Source organism: Pseudomonas sp. H2_A10, from assembly GCF_054680085.1.
The window spans coordinates 3,372,033-3,398,812 of record NZ_CP162821.1; the positions used below are offsets into that span (position 1 = coordinate 3,372,033).

A 26,780-nucleotide genomic window follows, 5' to 3' on the forward strand; every position below is an offset into this window, starting at 1 on the left:
ATTTCATCGATAAAATGTCGAAGTCCGGATAATAGTGCATTCGACGCTGTTTAAAATTCTTCCACTATTTTCCTGGAAGGACGCGTCGATGACCCTCAAAAATCTACTGGTCCTGGCGGTGGCGTTGCTGATGTTTCCGCAACTGGCCCAAACCCTCTACAGCCCCGCCCTCGGCGATATTGGCCAGGCCTTTGCGGTGGGGCCCGAGCGTGCGGGGCAGACGCTGTCGGTCTATTTCCTGGCCTTTGCCCTGGGTGTTGTGGTGTGGGGGCGGGCGTGTGATCACCTTGGGCGCCGCCCGGTCATGCTGGCCGGGCTGACGCTATACGCGTGCGCGTCGGTGTTGGCCTTGAGCGTCAGCACCTTCACAGGCCTGCTCTTGGCCCAGGCGTTGGCGGCTTTTGGCGCTGCGGTGGCGTCGGTGGTCACGCAAACGGTGTTGCGCGACCGCTTCCATGGGCCGGAACTGGCCCAGGTGTTTTCCGTGGTGGGCATTGCCATGGCCGCCAGCCCGGCGATTGGTTTGTTCAGCGGCGCGGTTTTGGTGCAGTTATTCGGTTATCGCGGCATGCTCTGCGGTTTGTTGGTACTTGTGTTGCTCCTGTGGGGCTGGTGCGTATGGGCCCTGCCGGAAACGCGCCCGGCGTCGCTGCCCGCCACCTCAATGCACAAAACCGTGGGCCTGATGTTCAAGGACTTGGGCATATGGTGTTCGGTCGGGCTGGTGGCGGTATTCAATATTGCCGTGTTCGCTTATTACAGCGTGGCGCCGTTCATCTTCGCGCAACAGGGGTTGTCCTCCGCCGAGTTCGGCTACAGCGGGGTGCTGTTGGCCTTGGGGTCGGGGCTGGGGGCGTGGTTGAACAAAGCGTTGCTCAAGCGGGGGATGAACGGCGATCAGTTGGTACTGACCGCGGCCGGTATCGCCGTATTGGGCAGCCTATTGGTGCTGACGCTGCAACACACAGGGTTATTCGTATTGCCGATGCTGCTGGTGGTGTTGGCGTTCGGCATGGCGATCCCCAACGTGCTCGGGGCCGCGTTGATGGCCTATCGCGACCGTTTGGGCACGGCGGCAGCGGTGTTCGGTTTGTTGTATTACCTGGCGATTGGCGGCGGGCTGACCCTGGTGGCATGGGCGCAAGATCTGGGTTGGAGCTTGCTGGTATGCGCAATGACGGCGTTGTGCCTGGCAACGCCGCGTGTGTTCAGAAGTTGACCGAGGCACTCAGGCGCGCCGTCAGCGGCGCGCCCTGGAACAGGTAATCATCGCCCATGTATTCGCCCGCGTCGCGCCAGTAGCGCTTGTCGAACAGATTATCGACGCTCAGGCGAAATACCGTCTCATACCCCTCGACGCGGCTGGTGTAGCGGCTGCCGACATTCACCACGGCATAATCCCCCACCTCCACATTGCCGCTGCGGTTGGCGTACTTCTTGGCGCTGTATTGCACGCCGCCCAGCACGGCCAAGCCGTTGAACCACGGCAGGGCATAGTCGGCGTACACACTGGCGCGCAGCTTGGGGACGTTGATCGCCTGGTGTTCTTCGTAGGCCGGCGTGCCGCTGCCGCTCACGCGGGCGCGAATCGCCGCCACGCTGGTGGCGATCTGCAGACGCTCGGTGGCCCAGCCGTTGGCCGACAGTTCCAGCCCGGTGTTTTTCTGTTCGCCCTGTTGCACATAGGTGAAGTTGCCGGCGCCATCCGGCTTGGCGTACTGGTAAGCCTGGCGCGTCTGGAACACGGCAGCGGCGAAGCTGATGCGGCGCCAGTCGTATTTGACCCCGGCTTCGATCTGCCGTGAGGTGGTCGGCGCCAGGGTGTCGTCCGCGTTGCTGGCGAACCACGGCGCGGTACCGCCCAGGGACAGGCCCTTGCTGTAGCTGGTGTAGAGCGAGATGCTCTCAATCGGCTTGTAGATCAACGACGCCTGGGGCAGGAACACGTATTGCCGGGTATGGCGGGTCTCGTCGCCGGTGCTGTCGAAGGCCTGTTCATCCAGGCGCACTTCGCGGCCGCCGAGCAGGGTTTGCCATTGCTCGTTGAAGCGAATGCGGTCGGTGACGAACAGGCCGTACTGGCGGCTGTCGAGGCTGCGGTGGCTTGGGTTCAGCAGGACGTCGGCGGGCGCAAACGTCGGCGCGTCGGCGTCGATGTTGCCGCTGCCGAGCCACTCGTTGACGGCCTTGCGCTTGTCGATCACCCGGCGAAATGCGCTGGTGCCGAAGGTCAGTTCATGGCCCAGCCCGGCGGTGTCGAACAGGCCGGTCATGGCGGCCTGGACTTCATCGTCGCGGCGGGTGTCGTCGGGGCTGCGGTAGTCGTAGATGTCGTAATTGCCCTGCGGGGTGAAGGTATTGCCGACACCGCTGGTGTCACCGCCCCACGCAAACGCACTGTAATCATCAATCACCACCTTGCTGCGCGCCGCGCTGACACTGCCTTTCCACTGATCGCTGAAGCGGTACTCGAAACTGCCGTTGAGGTTCAGCGAGTCGATGCCGACCTGTTTGGACCCGCTCTGATGGCCCAGCAGCTTCTTCGGTGAGGCGTCATGGGGCACTTCGGTGCCACCGAGCAATTGGTAACCCGGCACCGAGCGTTGCTGCTTGTTCTGGTATTCGGCGTCGAGTTTCAGCACGGCGTCCGGGCTGATGTTCCAGTCGAAGGCCAGGGACACAAAGTCGCGCTGGCCGTTGGCGTGTTCCACGTAGGAATTGAGGTCCTCATGGGCCACGTTGGCGCGCAAGCCCAATTGCTGCTCGCTGCCAAACCAGCCGCCAACGTCGGTGGCGATATAGCCGCTGCCACGATCATCGCTGGAGACCGTCACCGAGCGCACATCTTCCGGGCGCTTGGTCACGTAGTTGATCACGCCGCTGGGCTCTGAAATCCCGCTTTGCAGGCCCGCCAGGCCCTTGAGCACTTCGACTTGCTGCTTGTTTTCCAGGGCGACGTTCTGCTCGCCAGTGATGGTGCGCCCGTTGATCTTGTAGCTGCTGGCCGCGTTCAGCGAGAACCCGCGCACCACGAAGTTCTCGTAGTAGCCAATCGGCGCGTAGCTGTCGCCCACCGACGCGTCGTTGCGCAGCACTTCGCTGAGCAGGCGCGCCTGCTGGTCCTTGATCAGGGTGGCGTTGAGCACGGTGATCGACGCCGGGGTATCCAGCAGTGGCGCCTCATTGAAGCCGCCGACGGAGGCGGTGTCCACGCGATAACCCGATTCATCCTGGCCCTGGACGTTCACCGCCGGCAGTTCGAGGCTTTCCGCGAGGCTGTTGCCGATCCCACCGCTGAGCAGCAGGCCGAGGGCCAAACGTGACGTGACGACAGGACGAAAACGCAAAACCATGGGAGCAGTGCCTTAAAGCGCAGGGGCAGGGGGCGCATAAGCTAGGCATTCGCGTGCACTTTTACAAGTTCCCTGGGGCACTGTGGGACGGGGCTGCCCCCGATCGCGGTGTGTCGGTACGGGATACATCGACTGACCCACCACTATCGGGCATAGGTATTTACACAACTTTTAAAAGCTGAAAAACCTCTCTGTGGTGAGCGGGCTTGTCCCGCGCTGGGTTGCGTAGCTACCCTAAAACCTGCGCCTCGGTTAATCCTGACATTCGGTAGCGTCCTTGTTGGGGCTGCTGCGCAGCCCAGCGCGGGACAAGCCCGCTCACCACAACAGCATCTTGGCTATAGATTTTTCGCTCATCGGGAGTTGTGTAGATACCTATGGCTATCGGGGGCAAGTCGAATCGTCGCACCGCCCCTCCCACAGGGTTGACCGCGTTGTGTCAGGTGGTCTTGCCAGGCATGTCGATGCCCAGTTGGTTCACCCGTCTGTAAAGCGTTGCACGTGAAATCCCCAACGCCTGTGCCGTCGGCAACGGCTTCCAACGATGCCGAATCAACGCATCCAGCACCACCTGGCGTTCCGGGCTGACGCTCGGTTCTGCCGGCGCCTCGACCAACTCGCCCCGCACCTCCATCGGCAAGTCTGACAGTTGCAGTGTACCGCCCTCACACACCGCGCAGGCATACGCCAACACATGGCGCAGTTGCCGCACATTGCCCGGCCAGGCATAACCCAGCAGTCGTTCCAGCGCGGCCTGGCTGATGCCCGGCGACACGCCGCTGGTACGCGCCTCCTGCTCCAGCAGCCGGTTGATCAACGCCAGTTTGTCGGTGCGCTCGCGCAAGGGCGGCAGGCAGAACCTCGCGCAGCCGAGGCGAAAGTACAGGTCTTCGCGAAAGCGCCCCTCGTTGACCAGCGCCGCCAGGTCGCGGTGGCTGGCGCAGATCACCTGGATATCCACGGTACGGGTCTTGGCCCCGCCCAGCGGCGCCACTTCACCCTCGGCCATCACCCGCAGCAAGCGCGTTTGCAAGGCCAGGGGCATGTCACCGATTTCATCCAGGAACAATGTGCCGCCATCGGCCTGCACCAACAGGCCCGGCATGCCTTTGCTGGACGCGCCGGTAAAGGCCCCGGCCACGTAGCCGAACAGCTCGCTTTCGATCAGGTTTTCGGGAATCGCCGCGCAGTTCACCGCCACAAAAGGGCCGTCCCGCCGGGCGCTGCGCTCATGCAGTTGGCGGGCGAAGACTTCCTTGCCCGCGCCGGTTTCCCCCTGCACCAGCACCGGCAGGTTACGGTCCTTGACCCGCACGGCCAGGCGCAGATGCTCATCCACACGCGGGTCGACCTCCGTGTTCGGCAGTGCTCGTGCTTGTGCGCGCCGTGGCGTGTTGACCCGTACGTGCAGGGCTTGCGATTGCCCCCGCCAGCACAGTTGCCGGGTCGACTGGTCGGTGACCGCGCGCAACGCGTCCAGGTCGAACACCTCGCCGATATGCTCCGGCACTTGCCCAAAGCGCAGGCGCAGGGCCTGGCGCGCCTTGCTGTTCAAGGCCTGCAGGCGCCCGTCCTGGTCCCATGCCAGCAGCAGGTCGGGCTGGCTGTCCACATAGCCCGGCGTGCTGTGCGCCTGCAGTACCCAGTGCTGGCGAGCGCTGTGCATGAAGAAGGCGTTCTCGATGGCCTGGGCACTCTGCGCCACCATTTGCCGCACCAGGTGCTGGCTGCGCCGGTCATCCGGGGATTTGAGCGCCGAGGCGTCCATCACGCCCAACAGGTTGCCCTGCGGGTCGAAGATCGGCGCGGCGGAGCAGGTCAGGCCGATGAACGCCGCGCGAAAGTGGTCGCGCTTGTGCACGGTCACGGCGGCTTTGCTGGTGAGCACGGTGGCTACGCCGCAGGTGCCTTCTTCGGCTTCCGACCAGCAGGTGCCCAGGTACAGGCCGGCCTTGCGGCAGTCGCTGCGAATCGCCGTGTCCACGCGGTGGTCGATGGTCTGGCCCTGAGCGTCGGTGAGCATCACGCAGTAATCGGCCTGGCGCACGCGGTGGTGCAATTGGCCGACGGCTTCGCTTGCAATGCGCATGAACAGCTCGGCGCGTTCGCGGCATTCCTTGAGCAGGGGTTCGGTGAGGATGCGCGGCCCTTGCAGCGAGCCAGGGTCCAGGTGGTGTTGTTCCATGGAGCGGCGCCATGAATCGAAAATCAACGCCGGCACCGGCGCCTGAGGCAGGCGTTCGGCATTGCGGACCACGCGACTGACGCAGTCGACGTGCTCTCTGGAGTTCACGGCGAGCATAAGGCCTCCGGTTCTCGATCTTTGTTGTTATGCCCGCCATTAAGCGCCCATGGACGCACAGCGACAAGCGCGCTCTGACCAGGGGGCCGGGTGAGACGCAGCGTCTCACAGGGGCCGAGATGCAGCCGGCACGCTGCGATGGCCGGTCTCATTCTGCGCTGCGGCGACGCCTGCGTACAACCGCGCGGCACTGCTCTGGATCAAGGCTTTGCCAGGTTTTTCGGCGGTTTGGCACAGGCTGTGCTGAAGCGGTTACAGCTGGCCGCAGCCAGCCTTCTGTGTGTCGAGACAACCGGAGAACAACAAGATGTCCACTCACCTGTCCACCGATCAATTGCTGCATGCCTACACCGTGATGCGCACCATCCGTGATTTTGAAGAGCGCCTGCACGTGGAGTTCGCCACCGGCGAGATCCCCGGTTTCGTGCACTTGTATGCCGGCCAGGAAGCCAGTGCCGCCGGGGTCATGGCCCACCTCAACGATGACGACTGTATCGCCTCCAACCACCGTGGCCATGGCCATTGCATCGCCAAGGGCGTGGACGTGTTCGGCATGATGGCCGAAATCTATGGCAAGAAAACCGGGGTGTGCGGCGGCAAGGGCGGCTCCATGCACATCGCCGATCAGGAGAAGGGCATGCTCGGCGCCAACGGCATTGTCGGTGCCGGTGCGCCGTTGGCCGCCGGTGCAGCGCTGGCCTCCAAGCTCAAGGGCAGCCAGGGCGTGGCCGTGGCGTTTTTCGGCGACGGCGGCTCCAACGAAGGTGCGGTGTTCGAGGCGATGAACCTGGCCGCGATCATGAAACTGCCGTGCCTGTTCGTCGCCGAGAACAACGGCTATGCCGAAGCGACCGGCTCCGGCTGGTCGGTGGCGTGCAAGGACATCGCCGAGCGCGCCGTGGGGTTTGGCATGCCCGGCGTCATCGTCGACGGCAATGACTTTTTTGCCGTGCACCAAGCCTTGGGCGTTGCGGTAGAACGTGCGCGCAACGGCGAGGGGCCGACGCTGGTGGAGGTCAAGTTGAGCCGCTTCTACGGCCACTTCGAAGGCGATGCGCAAACTTATCGCGGCGTGGACGAAGTGAAAAAACTGCGTGAATCCCAGGATTGCCTGGTGCTGTTTCGCACGCGTTGCCAGGCCGAAGGTTGGCTTGACGCCGGGCAGTTCGAGCGCATCGACGGCGAGGTCGCCCAGTTGATCGAAGACGCGGTGCGCCTGGCCAAGTCCGATCCCAAGCCCCAGGCCGCCGACCTGCTCAGTGACGTCTACGTCGCCTACCGCTAATAACAATAAATTTCGGAGAGAATTTCATGGCTCGCAAAATCAGCTATCAGCAGGCAATCAACGAAGCCCTGGCCCAGGAAATGCGCCGCGACCAGAGCGTGTTCATCATCGGCCAGGACGTGTCCGGCGGCACCGGTTCCCCCGGCGAGCAGGACGCCTGGGGCGGTGTGCTCGGGGTGACCAAGGGCCTGTACCCGGAGTTTCCCGAGCGCGTGCTCGATGCACCGTTGTCCGAGGTCGGCTACGTGGGCATGGCCGTCGGCGCCGCCACCCGTGGCATGCGCCCGGTGTGCGAATTGATGTTCGTCGACTTTATCGGCTGCTGCCTCGACCAGTTGCTCAACCAGGCCGCCAAGTTCCGCTACATGTTCGGCGGCAAGACCACCACGCCGCTGGTGATCCGCGCCATGTACGGTGCCGGCCTGCGCGCCGCCGCCCAGCATTCGCAGATGCTCACGTCGATGTGGACGCACATTCCCGGCCTCAAGGTGGTGTGCCCGTCCACGCCCTATGACGCCAAGGGCATGTTGATCCAGGCGATCCGCGATAACGACCCGGTGATCTTCCTCGAACACAAGATGCTCTACAGTCTGCAAGGCGAGGTGCCGCAAGAGCTGTATACCGTGCCGTTCGGCGAAGCCAACTTTGTGCGCGAAGGCCGCGACGTGACCTTGGTGACTTACGGGCGCATGGTGCATATCGCCCTGGAAGCCGCCGCCAACCTAGCGCGCCAAGGCATCGACTGCGAAGTGCTGGACCTGCGCACCACCAGCCCGCTGGACGAAGACAGCATTCTGGAAAGTGTGGAGAAAACCGGGCGCCTGGTGGTGATCGACGAGTCCAACCCGCGCTGCTCCATCGCCACCGACATCAGTGCGCTGGTGGCGCAGCAAGGCTTTGCATTCCTGCGGGCGCCGATCGAGATGGTCACCGCGCCGCACACGCCGGTGCCGTTCTCCGATGCCCTGGAAGACCTGTACATCCCCAATGCCGCGAAGATCGAAGCCGCCGTGCTGAAAATCGCCGACAAGAGGACTGCCGCATGATCCACACCTTGACCATGCCCAAGTGGGGGCTGTCGATGACCGAAGGTCGCATCGACGTCTGGCTCAAGCAACCCGGTGATCGGGTAGAGAAGGGCGAAGAAGTGCTGGACGTGGAAACCGACAAGATTTCCAGCAGCGTCGAGGCGCCGTTCAGTGGCGTGTTGCGCCGGGTGTTGGCCTTGAGCGATGAAACCCTGCCGGTGGGCGCCTTGCTCGGGATCGTGGTGGAGGGCGAGGCCACGGACGCCGAGATTGATGCGGTGATCGACAGTTTCAACGCGGGGTTCGTCTCCACCGCCGCCGAATCCGAAGCCAGCGGCCCGAGCGCGCAGAAGGTCGAGATAGGCGGGCGCTTGCTGCGCTATCTGGACCTGGGCGAAGGCGATACGCCGTTGGTGCTGGTACACGGGTTTGGTGGCGACTTGAACAACTGGCTGTTCAACCAACCGGCCCTGGCCGCCGAGCGCCGGGTGATCGCCCTGGACCTGCCGGGGCATGGCGAGTCGGGTAAGCAGTTGCAAACGGGTGATGCCGAAGAACTGAGCCAGGCGGTGCTGGCGTTGCTTGATCACCTCAAGCTCGACCGCGTGCACCTGGCCGGGCACTCCATGGGTGGGCTGGTCAGCCTGACGCTGGCCAGCCAGGCGCCGCAACGGGTTGCTTCCTTGATCCTGATCGCCAGCGCCGGGCTTGGCGCGGATATCAATGGCGATTACCTGCAAGGTTTTACCGCGGCGAATAACCGCAATGCGCTCAAGCCGCAACTGACCCAACTGTTCAGCGACCCGGCGCTGGTCACCCGGCAGATGCTGGAGGACATGCTCAAATTCAAACGGTTGGAAGGGGTGGATCAGGCGTTGCAGCAGCTCAATTCCCAGCTGTTTGAGGGTGGGCGGCAGCGCCTGGATCTGCGCGCCGTGGTGGCCCGACAACCGAGCCTGGTGATCTGGGGCAGTGACGATGCAATCATCCCGGCCGGGCATGCCGAGGGGCTGGCGGCCCAGGTGGAGATCGTGCCGGGGCAGGGGCATATGGTGCAGTTGGAAGCGGCAGAGCGGGTCAATCAACTGATCGCCACCTTCCTCAAATCCCAACCTTGAAATGCAGTTAAAAAGTGGGAGGGGCGGTGCGACGATTCGACTTGCCCCTCCCACATTGGTTTGTAGTGTTCTTGCTTACGCGACTTGCCTGGCCTGTTCGCGTTGTGCAATCAGCTGGCGGGTGAGGGGGATCAATTGCTTGCCGTACTCAATCGCATCATTGAGCGGATCGAACCCACGGATCAGGAACGTGGTAATTCCCAAGTCGTAGTAATCCACCAGCGCCTCAGCGACTTGCTCGGCCGTGCCCACCAGTGAGGTGGAGTTACCTTGCGCCCCGAGCAGCCCGGCAATGCCGGTCCACAAACGCTTATCCAACCGCGCGCCTTGTGCCGCCGCCGCGAGCAAACGGCGCGAGCCTTCATTCGGTGGTTCGCGGCGTACAAAGCCATTCTGCTCGGCCAGCGCGGTGGCCCGTTGCAGGATGTTCTCGGCGCGCGCCCACGCCAATTCTTCGGTCTCGGCCAGGATCGGGCGCAGCGACAAACTGAAGCGAATCGTGCGCCCATGCCTGGCCGCTTCGGCACGCACCTGGGTCACCACCTCGCGCACCTGCTCATAGGTCTCGCCCCACAGCGCGTACACATCGGCATGCTTGCCGGCCACCTCAATCGCGGCAGTGGACGAACCGCCGAAATACAACGGAATATGCGGCTGCTGCGGCGACTTCACCGACGAATGCGCGCCTTCGACCTGGTAGTAACTGCCGGCAAAATCGAAGGGCTGTTCGGCAGTCCATTCCTGACGCACCACGCTCAGGTATTCGTCGGTGCGCGCGTAACGTTCGTCCTTGCCGATATGGCTGCCATCGGCACGCAGTTCGCGGTCATCGCCCCCGGTGATGATGTGCACGGCGGTACGCCCGCCGTTGAACACATCGAACGTGGCGAACTGGCGCGCCGCCAGGGTCGGCTGGACGAAACCCGGACGGTGAGCGATGAGAAATTGCAGTTTTTCGTCACGCTGGCGGCGTGGGCGGCGATCAACGTGCTGTCCGGGCTGTTGGAATGAAAGGCCACCAGCGCGCGGTCGAAACCGGCCTCTTCGTGGGCGCGGGCCACGGTTTCCACGTAATCCGGTTGCAGGGTAGGGCCGCTGCGCGGGTGGATCTCGGACGCATGGTGGCCGCCGATATAGCCGATGAATTCGATGCTCATGGTCTGTCCTTGTCGAGTAGGGTGATCAACACCTCCGCCGGGTAGGGGGTCGGTCATGCTCGTTCAAGGTAGGGGCAGCGAGTGGCTGTGTAAAATGCCGTTTGGTTCTATCCTCATTATTAAAAAATAGAATCATGTAGGCGCCATTTGATCAGATAAATGCATTTAGCGTGTATGCCGGCAAGGGTGTCGCCCACCCTGGACGCTCATGTGCGCTCCCGGGTGTCGGATATGTGGGCCAGCAACTCTGCGGTCTTGACCTGCAGGTAGTGGCTGTCGCCGCGACTTTCCACGCACAGGCATACAGACAGGGCGTCACTGACCTGCAACTTGAAACGCCAGTCGGCAAAAACCATGGACAAGCCCGTGCACGACTCATCGCTGTCCAGGGAGTTGTCGGCATATAACACGTGCATGCGTTCAACGACATGCGTCGAGTTATTGACCTCGACATGAATATTTCCCGAAGAAGGGAATAGGCCAATACGCTCTACCAGTAACTTTGATGTGTTCATGGCCGTCCCCTTGCTGTTGCATTCAGGAGGCACTTTATTATGCGAGGGTAAAAAAGTACTGGAATGTTATTTTTAGTCGGCTAGGCCGACTCGGGTTGTTTTCGACGTGTACGACACACGCTTGAAGTTGACGAAGTGTGGTTGTAAATGGCTGATGGTGGGCGTTCAGTCAAGGCTTTTGACTGCGTTGAGCGGCAAGCCGACCCGGTGCTCGCGGTGCAGGAGATTGATCAGCACAATCGCGCGTTCCTCGCCTGTCATACCCAGGAATACGCCCTCGAGTTCAGCAAATGGCCCTTCATTTATACGCACGTTCTCCCCAGGAGCCAACAGCGGTGTCACAAGGGGCTGGTGATTGCGTCGCTGCAATTCGTCGACCAGTTCATCGCCCACCGGCAGTGGATCGCCACCAAATGCGACGATGCGCGAAACCCCACGCGTGGAGCGCAGAGGGCTCCAACTGTCCTGCGAGCTCAACTGAATAAACAGATAACCGGGGAACAGCGATTCAGTCATGACCCGACGCTCGCCTTTTAACAGGCGCTCACGTGTGCAGATGGAGCGAAAGCAGGTGTAGCCCTGGCGCTGCAGATGCGCTTCGGCGCGTTCATCCTGCCTGGCTTTACACTGAACCAGATACCAGGCTTTGGCGGCGAATTCTATCGTTGCGGTCATGGGATGTCCTTATGGCGGTGAGCCTGTTCAGCCGGCACTCGGATGCCACGCGTTGCGTTATTTATTGACTGTTCGTCGTGTCATGTTGATCGAACTAACGCCGGCAGTGCGTGAATGTTAGAAATTGTCGGTGGCGGGTATTAATAGCAAATAAGTGCCCGAGCAGGCGCCGTGTTATTTTTTGTCCGTTTAAAAACTTGGGTGCTGCCCAAGGGGCGTGATAAATAAGTACCGCGTTGAAGTTGTAAAGCGGGCTTTGCTGTTTCTGTGCCTGTCGATGGGCAGGCCTGTGCGTGGTTAAAGACTCTTATGTTCGGCAAGTGCGACGTCACCGCCAAAGTTGAAAAGACGGGGAAATTATCTTGCTTAAAAGAGTGTTGATTGTCTGTGTCGGCAATATTTGTCGCAGCCCCATGGCGGAGCATCTGTTGCGTGAGGCGCTCACTCGTTCCGATATCGAAGTGAGTTCCGCCGGCCTGTCCGCATTGGTTGGCGAGCCCATCGAATCGACGGCACTTGCGGTGCTGGCGGCGCATGGTCATGCGCCCAACGTGCACCAGGCGACTCAACTCGCGCCCCAGGCGATCACCGAGGCTGATCTGATTCTGGTGATGGAACAAAAGCACATCCGCGGCGTGCTCGGCATGGCCCCCGAAGCGCGAGGCAAGGTGTTGATGCTGGGGAAGTGGCAAAGCGACCGAGAGATCAGAGACCCCTACCGTCAAGGTAAACCTGCCTTTGTACACGCGTATGCGTTGATCGAAGAAGCGGTAAACGCGTGGGCGCTGCGTCTAGCAAAGTGACAACCCCCCTTTCTTGAATCGTATTAAGGCAAAGAATCCGACTTATGCAGCAAGTGCCAGTAGCCACCCTACGAGAAGACGACGCCGACGAGATTGATCTCCTTGGTCTGTTTGGAACACTGATCGACCATAAAGGGTTGATTGCAGCGATTACGGGCGCGTTTATGCTGACGGGGGGGGCCTATGCGGTGCTGGCGACGCCGGTTTTCCAAGCGAATGCGTTGTTGCAGGTCGAGGCCAAAAAGAACGATTTGCTGGGTTTCTCCGACGTCAGCAGCATGCTCGGAAAAGAGTCGCCGTCCGCGACCGAAATTGAACTGATCAAGTCACGTGCAGTGATCGGCAAGACCGTGGACGAACTCAAACTCGCCATCCTGATCGAGCCTGAGTACTTTCCCGTGATCGGCGGTTTTCTTGCGCGGCGTTTTAAAAATACCAACCCGGGTGAAGTCTCCAGCCCATGGTTGGGCCTGACCCGTTACGCGTGGGGAGGCGAGCTGCTGAAAATAACCCACCTGGACCTGCCGCCCAACTTGCTCGCCAAAAAACTGACCTTCATTACGGGTGAGGGCGGGGCGTTCACATTGCTCGATGACGATGATGAACTTCTGGCGCAAGGGCAGGTGGGCGAGGCTGTCGAGCAGCATGGCGTTGCGCTCTTCGTTGAAGCGCTACAGGCCAATCCGGGGACTCGGTTCAGCATCGTGCGCAAACCTCGATTGACCAGCATTCTGGATTATCAGGAGGCGCTGGATGTCACTGAGCGCGGAAAAGAATCGGGCATTATCGGGTTGGCGTTAGAGAGTACTGAGCCGGAACTCGCGGTAAAAATCCTCAACAAGATTTCTGCGCTCTATGTCGAACAGAATGTGCAACGTACTTCGGCTGAGGCGGCGCAAAGCCTGGAGTTTTTGAAAGAGCAATTACCTCAGGTCAAAAGTGACCTGGAAAAGGCCGGCAATGCGCTCAACGCCTACCAGACGCGCACAAAGTCGGTGGACATCAGCCTGGAAACCAAAGCGATCCTGGACCAGATTGTGTCGCTGGATACGGCCATCTCTCAGTTGAAACTCCAGCAAGCCGAGATGGACCGCAAATTCACCCGCCAGCATCCGGCCTATCGTGCATTGCTCGCGCAGATCGGTGAGTTGAGCAGCAAGCAACAGAGGCTGTCCGAGAAGGTCCAGGACCTTCCTTCGACACAGCAAGAACTGCTCAGCCTGAACCGCGATGTCGAGGTCGGCACGGCGATCTATACGCAGCTGCTCAACAAGTCCCAGGAACTCGACGTGATGCGAGCGGGCACGGTGGGTAATGTGCGTTTGATCGATGCGGCGGATGTGAACCTCATCAAACCGGTCAAACCCAAGAAAGTGTTGATTGTTCTGGTCGCAACGTTCCTGGGCTTATTCCTGGCGGTGGTGCTGGTGCTGTTGCGCAAAGCCTTGAACAGAGGCATAGAAAGCCCGGAGGCTATTGAGAAACTGGGGCTTGCGGTCTATGCCTCCATACCCTACAGCACGCTTCAAAAAGACCTGGAAGAACAACCTACCGCTACGCAAAAACGCCCTGCTCGCAGTGGCGGGTTGTTGGCCATCAACCATCCCACGGACCTGGCGATTGAAGCGCTGCGCAGCTTGCGCACCAGCCTGCATTTTGCGATGCACGAAGCCAGCAACAATCGCCTGATGATCTCCGGTCCGAGCCCACAAGTGGGCAAGACCTTCGTGTCGGTCAATCTGGCAGCCGTGATCGCTCAGACAGGCCTGCGCGTGTTGGTCATCGATGTTGATATGCGAAAAGGCTACATCCATAAAGTCATGAAAACCTCCAGCGCCAATGGGCTTTCCGATGTGCTCACCAAGCGCTGCGATCTGACAACGGCCATTCATAAAACTGCGATCGAACATTTTGACTTTATCAGCCGTGGGCAAATACCGCCTAACCCGTCGGAATTGCTCATGCATCGAAACTTCACGGAACTGCTATCGCAGGTCAGTGAACAGTATGACTTGGTCATCCTGGATACCCCTCCATTGTTGGCGGTCACCGATGCGGCGATTGTAGGGCGCCAGTCAGGAACGAACTTGATTGTGGCGCGGTTCGGTTTTAACCCCGCCCGGGAAATAGAACTCACCATGCGTCGGTTCGCCCAGAATGGGGTTAACTTGAAAGGCGCTATCTTGAACGGTATTGAAAAAAGAGCCTCGGCGAAATACGGGTACGGTGCGTATGGTTACTATACGTATGAATATAAGTCGGATGTTAATTAAGGCCTGTGGGGCGGGCTGATATAAATACACGCCGTCATGAATATGGGGTTCTCAGGGAATGACGCTAAACCCTGGGGCGGTAGCGTGGGTTTTTCAAGTTTGTATGACGCACTGTCTGCGCCTGGGACCTGGCCACGGAAGAGAGACAGGCCTGTGTTTTGTTGAATACAGGTAGTTTTTATCCGATTGATAGTTGAGAGAAAGATGGCCATAGCAAATAAACAGGGCTTCTACGTAGAACTCGAGTCCATTCGTGGGGTGATGGCGTGGTGGGTTGTATTTGGGCACCTCTACTCTTGCTTTCGTCCCGCCATGGGGCACGTTCCTGCATTGATTGATAAGGTTCTATTGGCGACCGCTATCCCGGTAGATATCTTTATTTGTTTGAGCGGTTTTTTTATCGCGATGGCGTTGAGCGGCAAAAGCAACGGCTACCGTTCTTATATTATCCGACGTGCGTTCAGGATCATCCCGATTTATCTATTGGCCATCGCGCTTGCCGCGCTGTTATTCAATGAACGGATGAGTGTCCGCATGGACCTGCCGTGGAACACGCCAGCCCAAGCAGCGGCAGTTGAACAGTATTGGACAAGTATCGCGGGTAATATCACGGCGTACCTGTCGCCTTGTCTGGTGCTGCTTCAGGGCGTGATCCCGGATCAATGGCTGCCCCACGCAGGTGATGCGTTTTTGGCGCCGGCCTGGAGCCTTACCCTCGAATGGCAGTTTTATTTGATCGCCCCTGTGTTGGTCGCCGCTTTTGCATTTGGGCGCGCCAAGGAACTGCTGGTGACGGTGGCGGTGTTGGCGTTTTTACTGCTGGCATATTCGGGCCTGACCTTCTCTTATGGCAGTTTCATATTAATCAAGTTACCGGTTTTCATGATCGGCATGTTGACCCACGATCTGTTTCGTCGCGATGAGGGCGAATGGCGTAACGCGATGTTGATCATGGGCATTGTAGTGGCGGTGGGTCTGATTACCCGTTCGTTCGCCAGTTTTGCCTCGATTGCGTTATGGGCAATAGTAGCGATAGCGTTCAAGTTGAATAGCAAACTTAACCCGCCATTGCTCGGCCGGTGGTTGGCACTGCTTAAAATGCCGTTTAGGAATCTTGTGTTGCTCAGGTTGGGCGGGATGTCATACCCCACCTATCTGATGCATATTCTGATTATCGATGGGGTGTTGATAGTGGCGAAGAAATGCGGTTATCTCAGTAATGATCGGGTGGGGGTGTTGATCCTGCTCTCGATAGGGCTGACGTCTGGTGTTTCATGGGCGGTTCATAAATGGCTTGAAGTGCCGTGTATTGAGATAGGTAAAAAATTGTCCGGGTCCGTGTATTCGCGAGCATTGAAATGCGAGTAACCGCGCTGGTAAATTATTTTTTGTTTCCGCTGCTCTTGGTGGCTACGGCATTTAACTTGCGGTATCGGCTGACCGGGGCGGAGATACACCTGGGTGGCGCCGAACTGTCGGTTGCGCCTTACGATATTTTTCTTTTGCTGATTTTGGTATCCATTGTTTTTTTCAGTAAAAAAATCAATCTGGAGAAAATCAAGATCGACAGAATCACCACCCTGGCGATTTTTTTCGTGGTGCTGTCTTCTGTGTCGATTATTAATTCGGAAGCGGTGAGTTTCACGCTGTACGAAATCGCTCGCCATTGGAAAATCATTGTTTTGTTTCTGGTGGTGCGGTCGGTTTTCCATGATGCGAAATCGATGGATAAATTCACCCGGGTGGCGGCGCTGTTAATTCTGTTTGAGACGCTGTATGCGGCTTATCAGTTGGCAACCGGTGATGTGACCGAGGATGCTCAACAGGTCAAAGAACTGTTCGTGGAGAACGGCATTACCCGAGTGACCGGTACGTTACGACACCCCGCCTTGTTATCGTTGTTCACGGTACTGTTGTTGCCATTTTGCGTGTATGGCGCAGTGAATGGGCGCGGCAGGTTGCTGTATATAAGCGCCATCGCGGCGGGTTTTGTGGTGATTTGCCTGACCTACTCCAGAACTCAAATTGTGTTGTATTTTTTTGTGGTCGGGCTGTGCCTGTTCTACTTCAAGCGGCCCAATGGACGTTCTATTTTAAGAAACAAAAAGATCATCTATACCTCTCTGGTGTTTGCCCTGGTCATCATGGCCGGTGCCATTTATAACCTGGAAAATCTCTATGCCCGATTTTTCGATGCGCCAGAGTCGAGTACCACCTCCAGGCTGATTTTGGCCAAGATTGCCCTGAATATGTTTGTTGCCCATCCGATTATTGGCGTGGGGTGGAATAATTTTGTTGACGTGATGGATAAATACGATGAGTTCGGCGCCTCGCAGAGCTTCAGGTACCCCGCCCATAATATGTACCTGCTGGTCATGTCCGAGACGGGGTTGCTGGGCATTGTGAGCTATTTACTGCTTATATGGAGTGTCTACAAGCTGCACAAAAATACGATAAAAAGGCATGTCGGTGTGTCGATTAACAATGCTTCCGCGGCGGCGCTGGTTTCGATCATCGCGATATTGATAACCGGTATTCAGGGCTGGTCATTTCGAGCGGACAGTATACAAGCGATTATCTGGATAAATTTCGGCATCATCTGCGGCCTCAACGATAGGGCAAAACAGCATGTGTAGACGATACTTCCTGTGCCTCTGTCTGTTGGCGATCAGTTTCGTTGCCCAGGCCTCTACCCAACAGGCCGACACCTATAACGCGGGCAAGCAGTTACGCGGTTTCAATATCGATTTGAATTTGAACGAAGAGGATTTCAAACAGTTGGACGGCTTGAACGTGAACGCCGTGCGCGTGGCGTTTGCCTCCCACCCACTGTTTGACGACAGGGGCGGGCTTGATGATGTCGCGGTCAAGGTGCTTGATACCTATGTGCGCTACGCGAAGCAGTACAATATTTTACTTCTGGTCGATGTTCATACCTTTCCCGGCAACGTCAAGAAATATTCAGGGTCAACTGAAGACGCGTATTGGCGTGACGCCGAACTCATGGGAAACCTGATTGCCAGTTATGCGCAACTGGCGCAGCGCTACAAACATGAAAGCATGGTTATCGGCTATGACATCGTCAACGAACCGGCGCCCATCGAGCGCGGCGTTTATCTGGATTTTATAAAGAAGGTCAGCGCAACCCTGTTGCAGATTTCGCCGGACAAGGTTGTGCTTATCCAGCCGCGTATTACGGTCCAACCCAATGGTATTCCCAATGGGCAACGGTCCAATTGGAGTGAAATCACGCCGTTGATAGACGACCACTCAATAATAGGAAGCCTGCACTATTACGACCCTGGCAACTTTACCCATCAGGGCGTGCGTGGTTTTCCGGCGGATCAACGCTTGCCCTTCTTACTGAGAGGCGAGGGCGGTTTGAGTATGTACTTCAAGAAGACACTGTCCCAGGTGCTGAAACATCCGGGACCAGTGATCGTTGGGGAGTTCAGCGTATCGAATTACAGCCCGGTGGACGATGCGGGGTTGTATATACAGACATTAATCGATCTGTTCGAGCAAAAGCGTTGGAGTTGGTTTTATCACGCTTATAAAGAAGCGGATATCTGGAACCCTCAGGTTACCCTGACAAACACCGGCTTGGCCCCCGATTCAGCCTCTAAAAAATATGTGCTGTTGAAGCGCTATTTCAAATTGAACGATCGATTTCAGAGCTCCGACTGAGGGCGTGCAGGAGTTTTTCCTTGAAGGCGATTCAATTATTGATCTCATCGTTTGGCGCTGCGGGCGCAACGTTCTTGCTTCAGGTCATCCTCAGTAGAGCCTTGGATGCCGCCAGCTTTGGTCTGGTCTCATACGCCAACGCTATTACCATCACGCTTGGCGCTTTGGCGTTCAGCGGTGTGAATAGTTTGCTGTTGAGGCGTGTCAGCCGCGCACCCGGCGAATATGCGCCGTCGATGCGGGTTGCTTATGTTTGCCTGTCAATCAATACGCTGGCGGCCTTTGCAGTCAGTGTGGTGCTGTTATGTGGTTCGGGAATGGATGGGTTCGTGGCCGTTGCACTGGCGACGGGCGTGGCGGCATTGGCGGCGCAGGCGATCGTCATCACTCAAGGTCAGCTCAGGAGCAGCCCGCTGCGGATTTCCGTGGGGCAAGTGCTGGTACCGGTATCCCGGATCATAGCGGTTGCAGGGGTTTTTTATGCGCTGACTCCGAGCCTCGCGCACACCGCCATGGCCCTGGGGGTTGCCAACGTTTCATGTGCGATGTTGTGTTTGATGCTGATGACACGGCATGGCAAACAGGTGGCTTTGAAGGTGCGAAGCTTCCTGAAAGACTCCGTTAAATATTCGTTGAATGGCGCGCTGAATATAGCCCAGTTGCAAATCCCCATTTCGTTGCTGGGGCTTATCTATGGGTCGACGTATTCCGGGTATTTAGCCATTTGTAATACGCTGCTCACGGCGCTGTATATCGCACCCAATACGATTTTTAACACCTACCTAATAAAAAAGTACCACGCACTTTCGGGCGCTGAAAAAAACCTGCCCCTGCAGCATGCGCGGTATTCATTGGGCGCGGGGGCGCTGGTTGGCATTGGCCTGAGTGTGTATTCCCATGACCTCGTGCACCTGGTATTTGGTGGCGACTATGTGTATGCCGCGCAGGTGTTGCAAATCGCCGCGCTGTCCATTGGCTTCAGGTTTTTCGCAACACCTTTAGGGGCGGCGTTATTGAGCGAAGAGTGGGTCAGCAAAAAAATAATGGTCGCCAGTGTTGGCGTGGCGTTGCAAGTGGGCTTGTTTGTTGTGTTGATGCCCTTTGAGGCGAACGGTATTGGCGCAAGTATTGTGGCCAGCGAATGCTTTATTGCCGTCTCGTATTACATTCTTTATAAAAAGAGCATGCGTGCATGAACATTGTGATCATTGGCTACTATGGCAATAACTTTGGTGATCTGCTCATGCTCAAGTCGCTGTTGTCTGAGCGACGTGCGGGTGTGGTGTATACGGTATTGACCTACGGCGATGGCGAAGCACTTAAACAACAGGGTTTCATTCGCCAAGGCGCGATTACTGTGGTGGAACTCAACAAGGCCAACCGCTGGCTTGCCTACAAAACAGTGATTAAGTGTTCTGCCATCGTGTGGGGTGGCGGAACATGTTTCATGGATGAGGGCGGCACCGGAGGGGTCAAATACATGGCATGGGCTCGCCTGTTCGGTGCTCATGTCATCTACGCAGGTATTGGCGTCGACAATCATAAAAAGCTGAAAACCCGTTTGATTTTATTTTTTGCGACCGTCATGGCCACAGCCTTTTATATTCGCGATTCAGCCTCGCTATTGGCGGTGAGGAAAATCAATCCTTGGGCCCGCCGTGAAAAAATCAAACAATCCGTGGACCTGGCCTACGCGCTGGGTACTGACGACGCCGGCGCAGGGGGCGATCTGGAGAGTGCAGGGGACTACATCATTGTGTGTCTGCGCGATCTGCAAGAGTATGGCGAGCAATCTAGCGGCGACATTTATAGCCAATTGCTAGACGTATCCATCAGGATTTGCTGGCGGTTGCGTATTAACCGGATCGGCATATTCAATGCGGATGCAGAGGTTGATACCGGCGTGTCGCGGTACGCACAAAGCGAGTTGAAAGACCGTGGCTTTACGGTTTTCAACATCGCCGGTTCGGATATCGACCGCTCCATGGCGTATATAAAAGGGGCTCGGCACATACTGACGGCGCGGCTGCATCCTGCTGTGGTTGCGTATTCGTTAGGTACGCCGTTTTCCCTATACAACTACTCAGACAAAAATAAGAAATTTACCGCAGAAACTCAGACCGAGACGTGTTTGATTGAGCGCGGTGCGATAGACGAATTTATGCCGACTTACACGGTGGGTGTCAGTGCGGTTGCCACTACGCAGAGGCAACGGGCGCAGTCGACGATCAGCGAAATATATCGGTTGTTAAATTAAGTGGATAAGGATTTTCTCATGGGGCAATTGGCTTATTTCATCATTGAACCGGTTGGCGGGCATGGCGGAATGAATTACTACAATACCGGCCTCGGACAAGGGCTGGTTTGGAATGATGCCTGCGTCAATCTGTATACGTGTCCCGAGTCGCAGGAGCAGAGTTCGAACAATTTCACGATCAATAAGTTTTTCAAGGGTGTGTATGGTCAGTCCAATAAATTCCTGAGGTTCGCTCGCTTCATCGTTGCCTTGCTCAGGTCGATCGTGGATATCAAGAAAAAGGGTGGAAAAACCTGCCACCTGCATTTTTTTCAATATGCGCTACTGGAGTTGATCACCTGCAGGTTATTGCGCTTGAGCCGGATAAAAATCATTGCAACCATTCATGATGTCGAGTCTTTTGCAGGCGCGTCTCTGACCCGCACCCATGCGGCCATTCTGCGGGCCCCGCGGGAATTTATTGTGCATAACGAATTCTCGCGGCGCGAGTTGCAGGGGGTGCTTGCTGCTCAAGGTCTGAAGACGAACATCACCGTCATTCCCCATGGTAATTATCTGCCCTTCGTGAAACGGCGCGAGGGCGTCATTTCGCGTCGGCGTCTGGCGCTGCCTGAAGATAAGAAAATCATACTTTTTTTTGGTCAGATAAAAAAAGTAAAGGGGTTGGATGTACTGTTGAACGCGATGCGGATCGTCGCCAAGCGTGAGCCCCAGGCGGTGCTATTGATTGCCGGCAAGGTGTGGAAGGATTCATTCCAAGGTTATGAGAGTTTAATAAAATCGAACAACATCTCTGACGTGGTTATTCCGCATATTCGATACATCAAGGATGAGGATGTCGACTTTTATTATTCTGCCGCCGATATTGTGGTCCTGCCCTATAAGAAGATTTATCAAAGTGGCGTACTGCTGATGGCCATGTCGTATGGCTGTATTACGGTGTCTTCACGGTTACCGCCGATGGTCGAGGTTGTCGACGAAAATGAAAACGGGTTTTTGTTTGAAACGGATAACCCGCACGATTTGGCGCAACAAATAATCAACGCGCTGGGTTCCAGCACTGCGCGGCACATTTCGCAGCGCGCTCGCACCACGATGGTCGAAAAACATGATTGGTCACTGGTCGCGCGTCAGCATATTAAGGTGTTCGAAAACTATGAGTAGGCATTTGCTGGTTCTTGGAATAAGAGGTATCCCGGCGCAGCACGGCGGCTTCGAGACATTTGCCGAAAAGTTAGCGGTGTATTTGCAGGCTAAAGGTTGGCGCATCACGGTTTACTGCCAGGAAAGCGGCACGGGCAGCGTCACTGAAACAGAGTGGAACGGTATCCGCCGTGTTCATATCCCGGTGTCTCGGGAGGGTGCGTTGGGCACGGTTATATTCGACTTGAAGGCTGTTTGGCACGCGCTGGGTGAGCGCGGCCTGTTTCTGACGCTGGGCTATAACACCGCTGTTTTCAATAGCCTTCAGCGGCTCAAAGGCCAAGTGAATATTATTAATATGGACGGTATCGAGTGGCATCGGCAGAAGTGGGGGAAGATAGCCAAGGCGTGGTTCTGGTTGAACGAAAGAGCCGGTTGCTGGATCGGTAACCACTTGGTGGCCGACCACCCAAGGATTAAGGAACATCTTGCGACGCGGGTCAGTGCCGACAAGATCACCATGATTCCCTACGGAGGAGATGAAGTGACGTCGGCGGCGGCTGAGGTGTTAAGTACGTTTGCGCTAGAGCCAAATCACTTCTCGATTATTATCGCCAGGCCCGAACCGGAAAATTCTTTTTATGAGATGGTCCAGGCATTCAGTGCGAGCGTCAGGCAGCACAAACTGGTGGTGCTTGGAAACTTCACGCCGGGTACCAATGAATACCACAAGAAAGTGATGGAAGCGGCCAGCGCTGAAGTGGTCTTTCCAGGGGCTATCTACGACGCCAAAGTCGTCCAGGCGCTGAGGTATTTCAGCCGTTTTTATCTGCACGGTCATCGCGTCGGCGGAACCAACCCCTCTCTGGTCGAGGCGTTGGGTGCCGGTTGCGCAATCATTGCGCACGACAACCCCTTCAACCGCTGGGTCGTGGGTGGGGGCGCTGCGTATTTTTCCGATAGCCAGGCGCTTTCTCGATTACTCGATGAACTATTGGAAGACCCACAACGCACCCTGGCATTGAAACAAGCCGGTGCGGCCAGGTTTGCCGAGTGCTTCAAGTGGGAACAAGTGTTGAGTGCCTATGAACAGCTGTTAATTGAATGGTATCCCGCCTGAGCCGTTGATCATTTCAAGCTGATCCTGACGTTTACTTTTCGATGAGGTGTCACATGATTCCGGTGATTTTATCTGGAGGTACAGGTTCGCGCCTGTGGCCGTTGTCGCGCCAATTAAACCCCAAGCAATTTTTATCGTTGGTGGACACTGACATCTCTCTTCTTCAGGCCACTATCCAGAGGTTGAAGGGGCTGGATGTACGGACACCCAGGCTTGTTTGCAACGAAGAACATCGCTTTCTGGCCGCTGAACAACTGCGCAAGTTAGGGCTGGAAGACGCGAATATATTGCTTGAACCCGTCGGCCGTAATACGGCGCCGGCGCTGGCATTGGCGGCATTGCAGGCCACCGCCGATGGGGAGGACCCCTTGCTGTTGATCTTGCCGGCGGACCACACCATCAAGGATGTGCAAGCGTTTCAAGCAAGTATCAACTGCGCCCTCCCATTGGCCCTGGACGGTAAGTTAGTCACCTTCGGCGTTGTTCCGACGTATGCGGAAACCGGCTACGGCTATATCGAGAAGGGCGAACCTGTCGGCGAGTGCGGCTTTCGCGTGAACCGTTTTGTCGAAAAGCCGGACTTGGATCTGGCTCAACAGTACCTGTTGGCCAAAACATTCTTCTGGAACAGCGGCATGTTTCTGTTTCGTGCCAGCCGTTATCTGGAGGAGTTGCAGAAATTCTGCCCGCAGATCCTTTCTGTTTGCAGTGAGGCGCTGAACAACGGTTCCAGGGATTCGAGCTTCACCCGAGTTGACCGTGATGTGTTTGCTACTTGCCCCGAAGACTCCATTGACTACGCGGTGATGGAGCGCACCGCAGACGCGGTCATGGTCGTGATGAACGCCGGTTGGAGCGATATCGGCTCGTGGTCCGCGCTCGCCGATACATTCGTCAAAGATGCCGAAGGCAACGTATTGAAGGGCGATGTCGTTGCCCAGAACACGTTCAACACCTACGTTCACGCCAACAGCCGCCTGATTGCAACGGTCGGTGTCGAGAACTTGGTCATTGTCGAAACCAATGACGCGATCCTGGTCGCACACAAAGACCAGGTACAGGACGTAAAGAAAATAGTCGAGCGGCTCAAGCAATCCGCCCGGCACGAGTACGTCAATCACCGCGAGGTCTATCGCCCCTGGGGCATGTATGACTCGATAGACAAAGGCCACCGCTACCAAGTCAAACGTATCACTGTGCAACCCGGCGCCAAGCTTTCGGTACAGATGCATCATCACCGGGCGGAACATTGGATCGTCGTGAGCGGTACGGCCAAGGTGACCAATGGAGAGAAGACCTACTTGGTCACTGAAAACCAGTCCACTTACATCCCTATCGGTCAGGTGCATGCGCTTGAAAACCCGGGCGTGATCCCGCTTGAACTGATCGAAGTACAGTCCGGTTCCTATCTGGGTGAGAACGACATCGTGCGCTTTGAAGATAAATATGGCCGAGCGTGAGCGCCGGCGATCCGCTGATCAATAACGGGGCTCGATCGAGTTTTATTCCACCCTCAGGATCTTCACTCATGTTTAAAAAAATCCTCGTTACCGGTGGCGCCGGTTTCATTGGATCAGCCGTGGTCCGCCACCTGATAAATGAAAACCATAGCGTCGCGAACCTCGACTTACTGACCTATGCGGGCAATACCGATTCACTCGCCAGTGTCGAAAACTCGTCGCGCTATCAGTTCTTTAAAACCGATATAGGGGACGGCCCGGCGCTGGACCAGATTTTCATGACATTTCGCCCGGATGCGGTAATGCATCTGGCGGCGGAATCCCATGTCGATCGTTCTATCGATGGCCCCGCTGACTTTATCCGGACCAACATTGTCGGGACATATACGTTGCTTGAAGCGGCCCGGCGCTACTGGAGTGCGTTGGCGCCTGACGCAAAAAACCGGTTTCGCTTCCACCACGTTTCGACAGACGAGGTCTATGGCGACCTGGACGGCCCCGATAGCCTGTTCACGGAAACCACGCCTTATGCGCCCAGCTCGCCCTATTCAGCGTCCAAGGTCAGTTCGGATCATTTGGTTCGGGCCTGGCAGCGTACGTATGGCTTACCCGTGCTGGTGACCAATTGTTCAAATAACTACGGTCCTTATCACTTCCCCGAAAAGTTGATCCCCCATGTGATTCTGAATGCCATTCATGGCCGGCCGCTGCCGGTATATGGCGATGGTTTGCAGGTGCGGGACTGGCTGTTTGTTGAAGATCATGCGCGTGCGCTGTGTGAAGTCCTGTGCCGGGGCGCGGTCGGCGAAACCTACAATATTGGCGGCCACAACGAGAAAACCAATATTGAAGTCGTGGAAACACTTTGCGCGCTGCTCGAAGAGTTGGCGCCCGACAAACCGGCCGGCGTGGAACGTTATCGTGACTTGATCACTTTTGTTAAAGATCGGCCAGGTCATGATCTTCGTTACGCCATCGATGCCGGCAAGATTGCGCGTGAGCTGGGATGGCAGCCTCACGAAACGTTTGAAAGCGGTATACGCAAAACTGTTGAGTGGTATTTGCAAAACAAGACGTGGTGGCAACGCGTACTCAATGGTCAGTACCGGCCGGAGCGCCTGGGTCAGAACGCTTGAACTGGTTAAACACTGCCTCACCCATCGACATTCTCAAAAAGGAAGCACTCCATGAAAGGCATTGTTCTGGCGGGCGGTTCCGGCACGCGCTTGCATCCCATTACCCGCGGCGTCTCCAAACAGCTGCTGCCCATCTACGATAAGCCGATGATCTATTACCCGTTGTCGGTTTTAATGCTGGCCGGTATCCGCGAGATATTAATTATCTCGACGCCGCAAGACTTACCCAGTTTTCGAAGCCTGCTGGGCGATGGTTCTTCTTTCGGCATTGAGCTCAGTTATGCCGAACAGCCGTCCCCGGATGGTTTGGCGCAAGCGTTTATCATCGGCGAAGACTTTATCGGCGACAGCAATGTTGCGCTGATATTGGGCGACAATATTTTCTATGGCTACGGCTTCAGCGCGTTGCTGCATGAAGCGTCCCAGCGCAAGAGCGGCGCTACCGTCTTTGGCTACCGTGTCAGCGACCCCGAGCGTTTTGGCGTGGTCGACTTCGACAGCCACGGCAAGGCGATCAGCATCGAAGAGAAGCCTGAGCGTCCCAAGTCCAATTACGCGGTCACGGGCCTGTACTTTTACGATAACGACGTGGTGAACATTGCCAGGCAGGTCAAGCCCTCAACGCGTGGCGAGCTGGAAATCACCGACGTGAACAACGCTTACATGCAGCGTGGGGATTTGCACGTCAGCGTGCTGGGGCGTGGGTTCGCGTGGCTCGACACCGGCACCCATGACTCCTTGATGGAGGCCGGGCATTTCGTTCAGACCGTGGAAGCACGCCAAGGGCTGAAAGTGGCTTGCCTTGAGGAAGTGGGCTACCGCCAGGGCTGGTTGTCGGCGGCGCAACTGGATAGACAAGCCACGGATTTACGCAAAACCGGTTATGGCCAATACCTGGCACAGGTACTCGCTTCGGAGCCTGCGAAATGAATGTCATCAAAACCAGGTTGCCCGGTGTGCTGATTATCGAACCCCGCGTTTATGGTGATGCCCGCGGGTTCTTCCTGGAGAGTTACCAGCAGCAGCGTTATCGCGACATTGGGATTGAACAGCCGTTCGTGCAAGATAACCACTCGCGCTCCGCACAGGGCGTGTTACGTGGGCTGCATTTCCAACGCAGCCGTCCTCAAGGCAAGTTAGTGCGGGTGACCCGAGGCGCGGTCTACGATGTGGTCGTAGACATCGACCCGGCGTCTGCGACCTGTGGTGAACACGTGGCGGTTGAATTGACCGCCGAGGACCATCTCCAATTGTGGGTACCGCCGGGGTATGCCCACGGTTTCTGCGTGTTGAGCGATACCGCCGACTTTCAATACAAATGCACCGATCTGTATGACCCGAAAGACGAGGGTGGGCTTCTTTGGAATGACCCGGACCTGGGCATCGCCTGGCCTCTGGGTTCGCCGTTGTTATCGGAAAAAGATCAGCGCCACCCGCGCTTGCGCGCCTTGCTGAGCGGAGAATGACC

The 26,780-nt window shown here is 57.1% G+C and carries 21 protein-coding genes and 1 pseudogene; 17 read left to right on the plus strand and 5 right to left on the minus strand.

The annotated features are described in order from the left end of the window. Window positions 1–88: 88 nt before the first annotated feature. A complete protein-coding gene (locus AB4O23_RS15760; RefSeq protein ID WP_065878753.1) occupies window positions 89–1,219 on the plus strand; it encodes an MFS transporter in 1,131 nt (376 codons plus the stop codon). On the opposite strand, the gene AB4O23_RS15765 is transcribed toward AB4O23_RS15760, so the two are convergent. Then, entirely contained in the window at window positions 1,209–3,353 is a 2,145-nt protein-coding gene (locus AB4O23_RS15765; protein ID WP_065878755.1) for a TonB-dependent siderophore receptor, read from the minus strand. The genes AB4O23_RS15760 and AB4O23_RS15765 overlap by 11 nt on opposite strands. Window positions 3,354–3,792: 439 nt before the next feature. Next, on the minus strand, window positions 3,793–5,655 hold the full coding sequence (locus AB4O23_RS15770; protein WP_460059942.1) for a sigma-54-dependent Fis family transcriptional regulator: 1,863 nt from the start codon (window positions 5,653–5,655) through the stop codon (window positions 3,793–3,795). A gap of 307 nt (window positions 5,656–5,962) precedes the next feature. Here AB4O23_RS15770 and AB4O23_RS15775 point away from each other — a divergent pair, with 307 nt between their 5' ends. From AB4O23_RS15775 to AB4O23_RS15785, 3 genes are read left to right on the plus strand one after another with little or no spacing between them, the layout of a single operon-like run. Next, window positions 5,963–6,940 carry a thiamine pyrophosphate-dependent dehydrogenase E1 component subunit alpha gene (locus AB4O23_RS15775; protein WP_017527322.1) on the plus strand — a complete coding sequence of 326 codons (978 nt, stop codon included), beginning with the start codon at window positions 5,963–5,965 and terminating at the stop codon, window positions 6,938–6,940. Between the two features lie 26 nt (window positions 6,941–6,966). Further along, complete coding sequence (locus AB4O23_RS15780; protein WP_017527323.1) at window positions 6,967–7,986, plus strand: alpha-ketoacid dehydrogenase subunit beta; 1,020 nt, start codon at window positions 6,967–6,969, stop codon at window positions 7,984–7,986. After that, a complete protein-coding gene (locus AB4O23_RS15785; protein WP_065878759.1) occupies window positions 7,983–9,086 on the plus strand; it encodes an acetoin dehydrogenase dihydrolipoyllysine-residue acetyltransferase subunit in 1,104 nt (367 codons plus the stop codon). The genes AB4O23_RS15780 and AB4O23_RS15785 overlap by 4 nt, the downstream gene beginning before the upstream one ends. 75 nt (window positions 9,087–9,161) lie before the next feature. Here AB4O23_RS15785 and AB4O23_RS15790 read toward each other — a convergent pair. The 3 genes and pseudogenes from AB4O23_RS15790 to rfaH form a co-directional block, all read right to left on the minus strand. Further along, window positions 9,162–10,300: pseudogene (locus AB4O23_RS15790) on the minus strand (LLM class flavin-dependent oxidoreductase). A 149-nt stretch (window positions 10,301–10,449) separates the two neighbouring features. Then, window positions 10,450–10,758, minus strand: coding sequence for a phosphomannomutase (locus AB4O23_RS15795; RefSeq protein ID WP_223271478.1), 309 nt, complete (start codon window positions 10,756–10,758; stop codon window positions 10,450–10,452). 165 nt (window positions 10,759–10,923) lie between these two features. Continuing rightward, on the minus strand, window positions 10,924–11,433 hold the full coding sequence (gene rfaH / locus AB4O23_RS15800) for a transcription/translation regulatory transformer protein RfaH (protein ID WP_017527327.1): 510 nt from the start codon (window positions 11,431–11,433) through the stop codon (window positions 10,924–10,926). 362 nt (window positions 11,434–11,795) lie between these two features. On the opposite strand from rfaH, the gene AB4O23_RS15805 reads away from it, so the two are divergent. The 13 genes from AB4O23_RS15805 (at window position 11,796) to rfbC (ending at window position 26,778) form a co-directional block, all read left to right on the plus strand. Then, a complete protein-coding gene (locus AB4O23_RS15805; protein WP_078732845.1) occupies window positions 11,796–12,236 on the plus strand; it encodes a low molecular weight protein-tyrosine-phosphatase in 441 nt (146 codons plus the stop codon). Between the two features lie 44 nt (window positions 12,237–12,280). Beyond that, window positions 12,281–14,509 (plus strand): polysaccharide biosynthesis tyrosine autokinase, encoded by a 2,229-nt coding sequence (locus tag AB4O23_RS15810; RefSeq protein WP_068935808.1) that lies wholly within the window; start codon window positions 12,281–12,283, stop codon window positions 14,507–14,509. 204 nt (window positions 14,510–14,713) lie between these two features. Continuing rightward, window positions 14,714–15,877: an acyltransferase family protein gene (locus tag AB4O23_RS15815; protein WP_460059947.1), complete on the plus strand. Its 1,164-nt coding sequence runs from the start codon at window positions 14,714–14,716 to the stop codon at window positions 15,875–15,877. Further along, complete coding sequence (locus AB4O23_RS15820; protein ID WP_078732848.1) at window positions 15,868–17,145, plus strand: O-antigen ligase family protein; 1,278 nt, start codon at window positions 15,868–15,870, stop codon at window positions 17,143–17,145. The genes AB4O23_RS15815 and AB4O23_RS15820 overlap by 10 nt, the downstream gene beginning before the upstream one ends. Window positions 17,146–17,170: 25 nt before the next feature. Continuing rightward, window positions 17,171–18,196 carry a glycoside hydrolase family 5 protein gene (locus AB4O23_RS15825; RefSeq protein WP_078732849.1) on the plus strand — a complete coding sequence of 342 codons (1,026 nt, stop codon included), beginning with the start codon at window positions 17,171–17,173 and terminating at the stop codon, window positions 18,194–18,196. Window positions 18,197–18,216: 20 nt separating this feature from the next. Then, on the plus strand, window positions 18,217–19,392 hold the full coding sequence (locus AB4O23_RS15830) for an MATE family efflux transporter (RefSeq protein WP_460059950.1): 1,176 nt from the start codon (window positions 18,217–18,219) through the stop codon (window positions 19,390–19,392). Further along, window positions 19,389–20,453, plus strand: a complete 1,065-nt coding sequence (locus tag AB4O23_RS15835) for a polysaccharide pyruvyl transferase family protein (RefSeq protein ID WP_460059951.1) — start codon at window positions 19,389–19,391, stop codon at window positions 20,451–20,453. Before AB4O23_RS15830 ends, AB4O23_RS15835 begins: the two co-directional genes overlap by 4 nt. Before the next feature lie 18 nt (window positions 20,454–20,471). After that, window positions 20,472–21,617, plus strand: coding sequence for a glycosyltransferase family 4 protein (locus AB4O23_RS15840; RefSeq protein ID WP_460059953.1), 1,146 nt, complete (start codon window positions 20,472–20,474; stop codon window positions 21,615–21,617). Then, window positions 21,610–22,716, plus strand: coding sequence for a DUF1972 domain-containing protein (locus tag AB4O23_RS15845; RefSeq protein ID WP_078732853.1), 1,107 nt, complete (start codon window positions 21,610–21,612; stop codon window positions 22,714–22,716). The genes AB4O23_RS15840 and AB4O23_RS15845 overlap by 8 nt, the downstream gene beginning before the upstream one ends. Before the next feature lie 53 nt (window positions 22,717–22,769). Continuing rightward, window positions 22,770–24,176 carry a mannose-1-phosphate guanylyltransferase/mannose-6-phosphate isomerase gene (locus tag AB4O23_RS15850; RefSeq protein ID WP_017527337.1) on the plus strand — a complete coding sequence of 469 codons (1,407 nt, stop codon included), beginning with the start codon at window positions 22,770–22,772 and terminating at the stop codon, window positions 24,174–24,176. A gap of 68 nt (window positions 24,177–24,244) precedes the next feature. Then, a complete protein-coding gene (gene rfbB / locus AB4O23_RS15855) occupies window positions 24,245–25,312 on the plus strand; it encodes a dTDP-glucose 4,6-dehydratase (RefSeq protein ID WP_460150192.1) in 1,068 nt (355 codons plus the stop codon). Window positions 25,313–25,363: 51 nt separating this feature from the next. Beyond that, complete coding sequence (gene rfbA, locus AB4O23_RS15860) at window positions 25,364–26,242, plus strand: glucose-1-phosphate thymidylyltransferase RfbA (RefSeq protein WP_065878778.1); 879 nt, start codon at window positions 25,364–25,366, stop codon at window positions 26,240–26,242. Then, the gene (rfbC, locus tag AB4O23_RS15865; protein ID WP_003173486.1) at window positions 26,239–26,778 is read left to right on the plus strand and encodes a dTDP-4-dehydrorhamnose 3,5-epimerase; all 540 of its coding nucleotides are present in this window, start codon (window positions 26,239–26,241) and stop codon (window positions 26,776–26,778) included. Before rfbA ends, rfbC begins: the two co-directional genes overlap by 4 nt. The last annotated feature ends 2 nt before the right edge of the window (window positions 26,779–26,780 follow it).

Bases quoted from the DNA above. Each gene is read 5' to 3' on its own strand.
- AB4O23_RS15760 (WP_065878753.1), top strand. From the start codon at position 89: ATGACCCTCAAAAATCTACTGGTCCTGGCGGTGGCGTTGCTGATGTTT.
- AB4O23_RS15765 (WP_065878755.1), bottom strand. From the start codon at position 3,353: ATGGTTTTGCGTTTTCGTCCTGTCGTCACGTCACGTTTGGCCCTCGGC.
- AB4O23_RS15770 (WP_460059942.1), bottom strand. From the start codon at position 5,655: ATGCTCGCCGTGAACTCCAGAGAGCACGTCGACTGCGTCAGTCGCGTG.
- AB4O23_RS15775 (WP_017527322.1), top strand. From the start codon at position 5,963: ATGTCCACTCACCTGTCCACCGATCAATTGCTGCATGCCTACACCGTG.
- AB4O23_RS15780 (WP_017527323.1), top strand. From the start codon at position 6,967: ATGGCTCGCAAAATCAGCTATCAGCAGGCAATCAACGAAGCCCTGGCC.
- AB4O23_RS15785 (WP_065878759.1), top strand. From the start codon at position 7,983: ATGATCCACACCTTGACCATGCCCAAGTGGGGGCTGTCGATGACCGAA.
- AB4O23_RS15795 (WP_223271478.1), bottom strand. From the start codon at position 10,758: ATGAACACATCAAAGTTACTGGTAGAGCGTATTGGCCTATTCCCTTCT.
- rfaH (WP_017527327.1), bottom strand. From the start codon at position 11,433: ATGACCGCAACGATAGAATTCGCCGCCAAAGCCTGGTATCTGGTTCAG.
- AB4O23_RS15810 (WP_068935808.1), top strand. From the start codon at position 12,281: ATGCAGCAAGTGCCAGTAGCCACCCTACGAGAAGACGACGCCGACGAG.
- AB4O23_RS15815 (WP_460059947.1), top strand. From the start codon at position 14,714: ATGGCCATAGCAAATAAACAGGGCTTCTACGTAGAACTCGAGTCCATT.
- AB4O23_RS15820 (WP_078732848.1), top strand. From the start codon at position 15,868: ATGCGAGTAACCGCGCTGGTAAATTATTTTTTGTTTCCGCTGCTCTTG.
- AB4O23_RS15835 (WP_460059951.1), top strand. From the start codon at position 19,389: ATGAACATTGTGATCATTGGCTACTATGGCAATAACTTTGGTGATCTG.
- AB4O23_RS15840 (WP_460059953.1), top strand. From the start codon at position 20,472: ATGGGGCAATTGGCTTATTTCATCATTGAACCGGTTGGCGGGCATGGC.
- AB4O23_RS15845 (WP_078732853.1), top strand. From the start codon at position 21,610: ATGAGTAGGCATTTGCTGGTTCTTGGAATAAGAGGTATCCCGGCGCAG.
- AB4O23_RS15850 (WP_017527337.1), top strand. From the start codon at position 22,770: ATGATTCCGGTGATTTTATCTGGAGGTACAGGTTCGCGCCTGTGGCCG.
- rfbB (WP_460150192.1), top strand. From the start codon at position 24,245: ATGTTTAAAAAAATCCTCGTTACCGGTGGCGCCGGTTTCATTGGATCA.
- rfbA (WP_065878778.1), top strand. From the start codon at position 25,364: ATGAAAGGCATTGTTCTGGCGGGCGGTTCCGGCACGCGCTTGCATCCC.
- rfbC (WP_003173486.1), top strand. From the start codon at position 26,239: ATGAATGTCATCAAAACCAGGTTGCCCGGTGTGCTGATTATCGAACCC.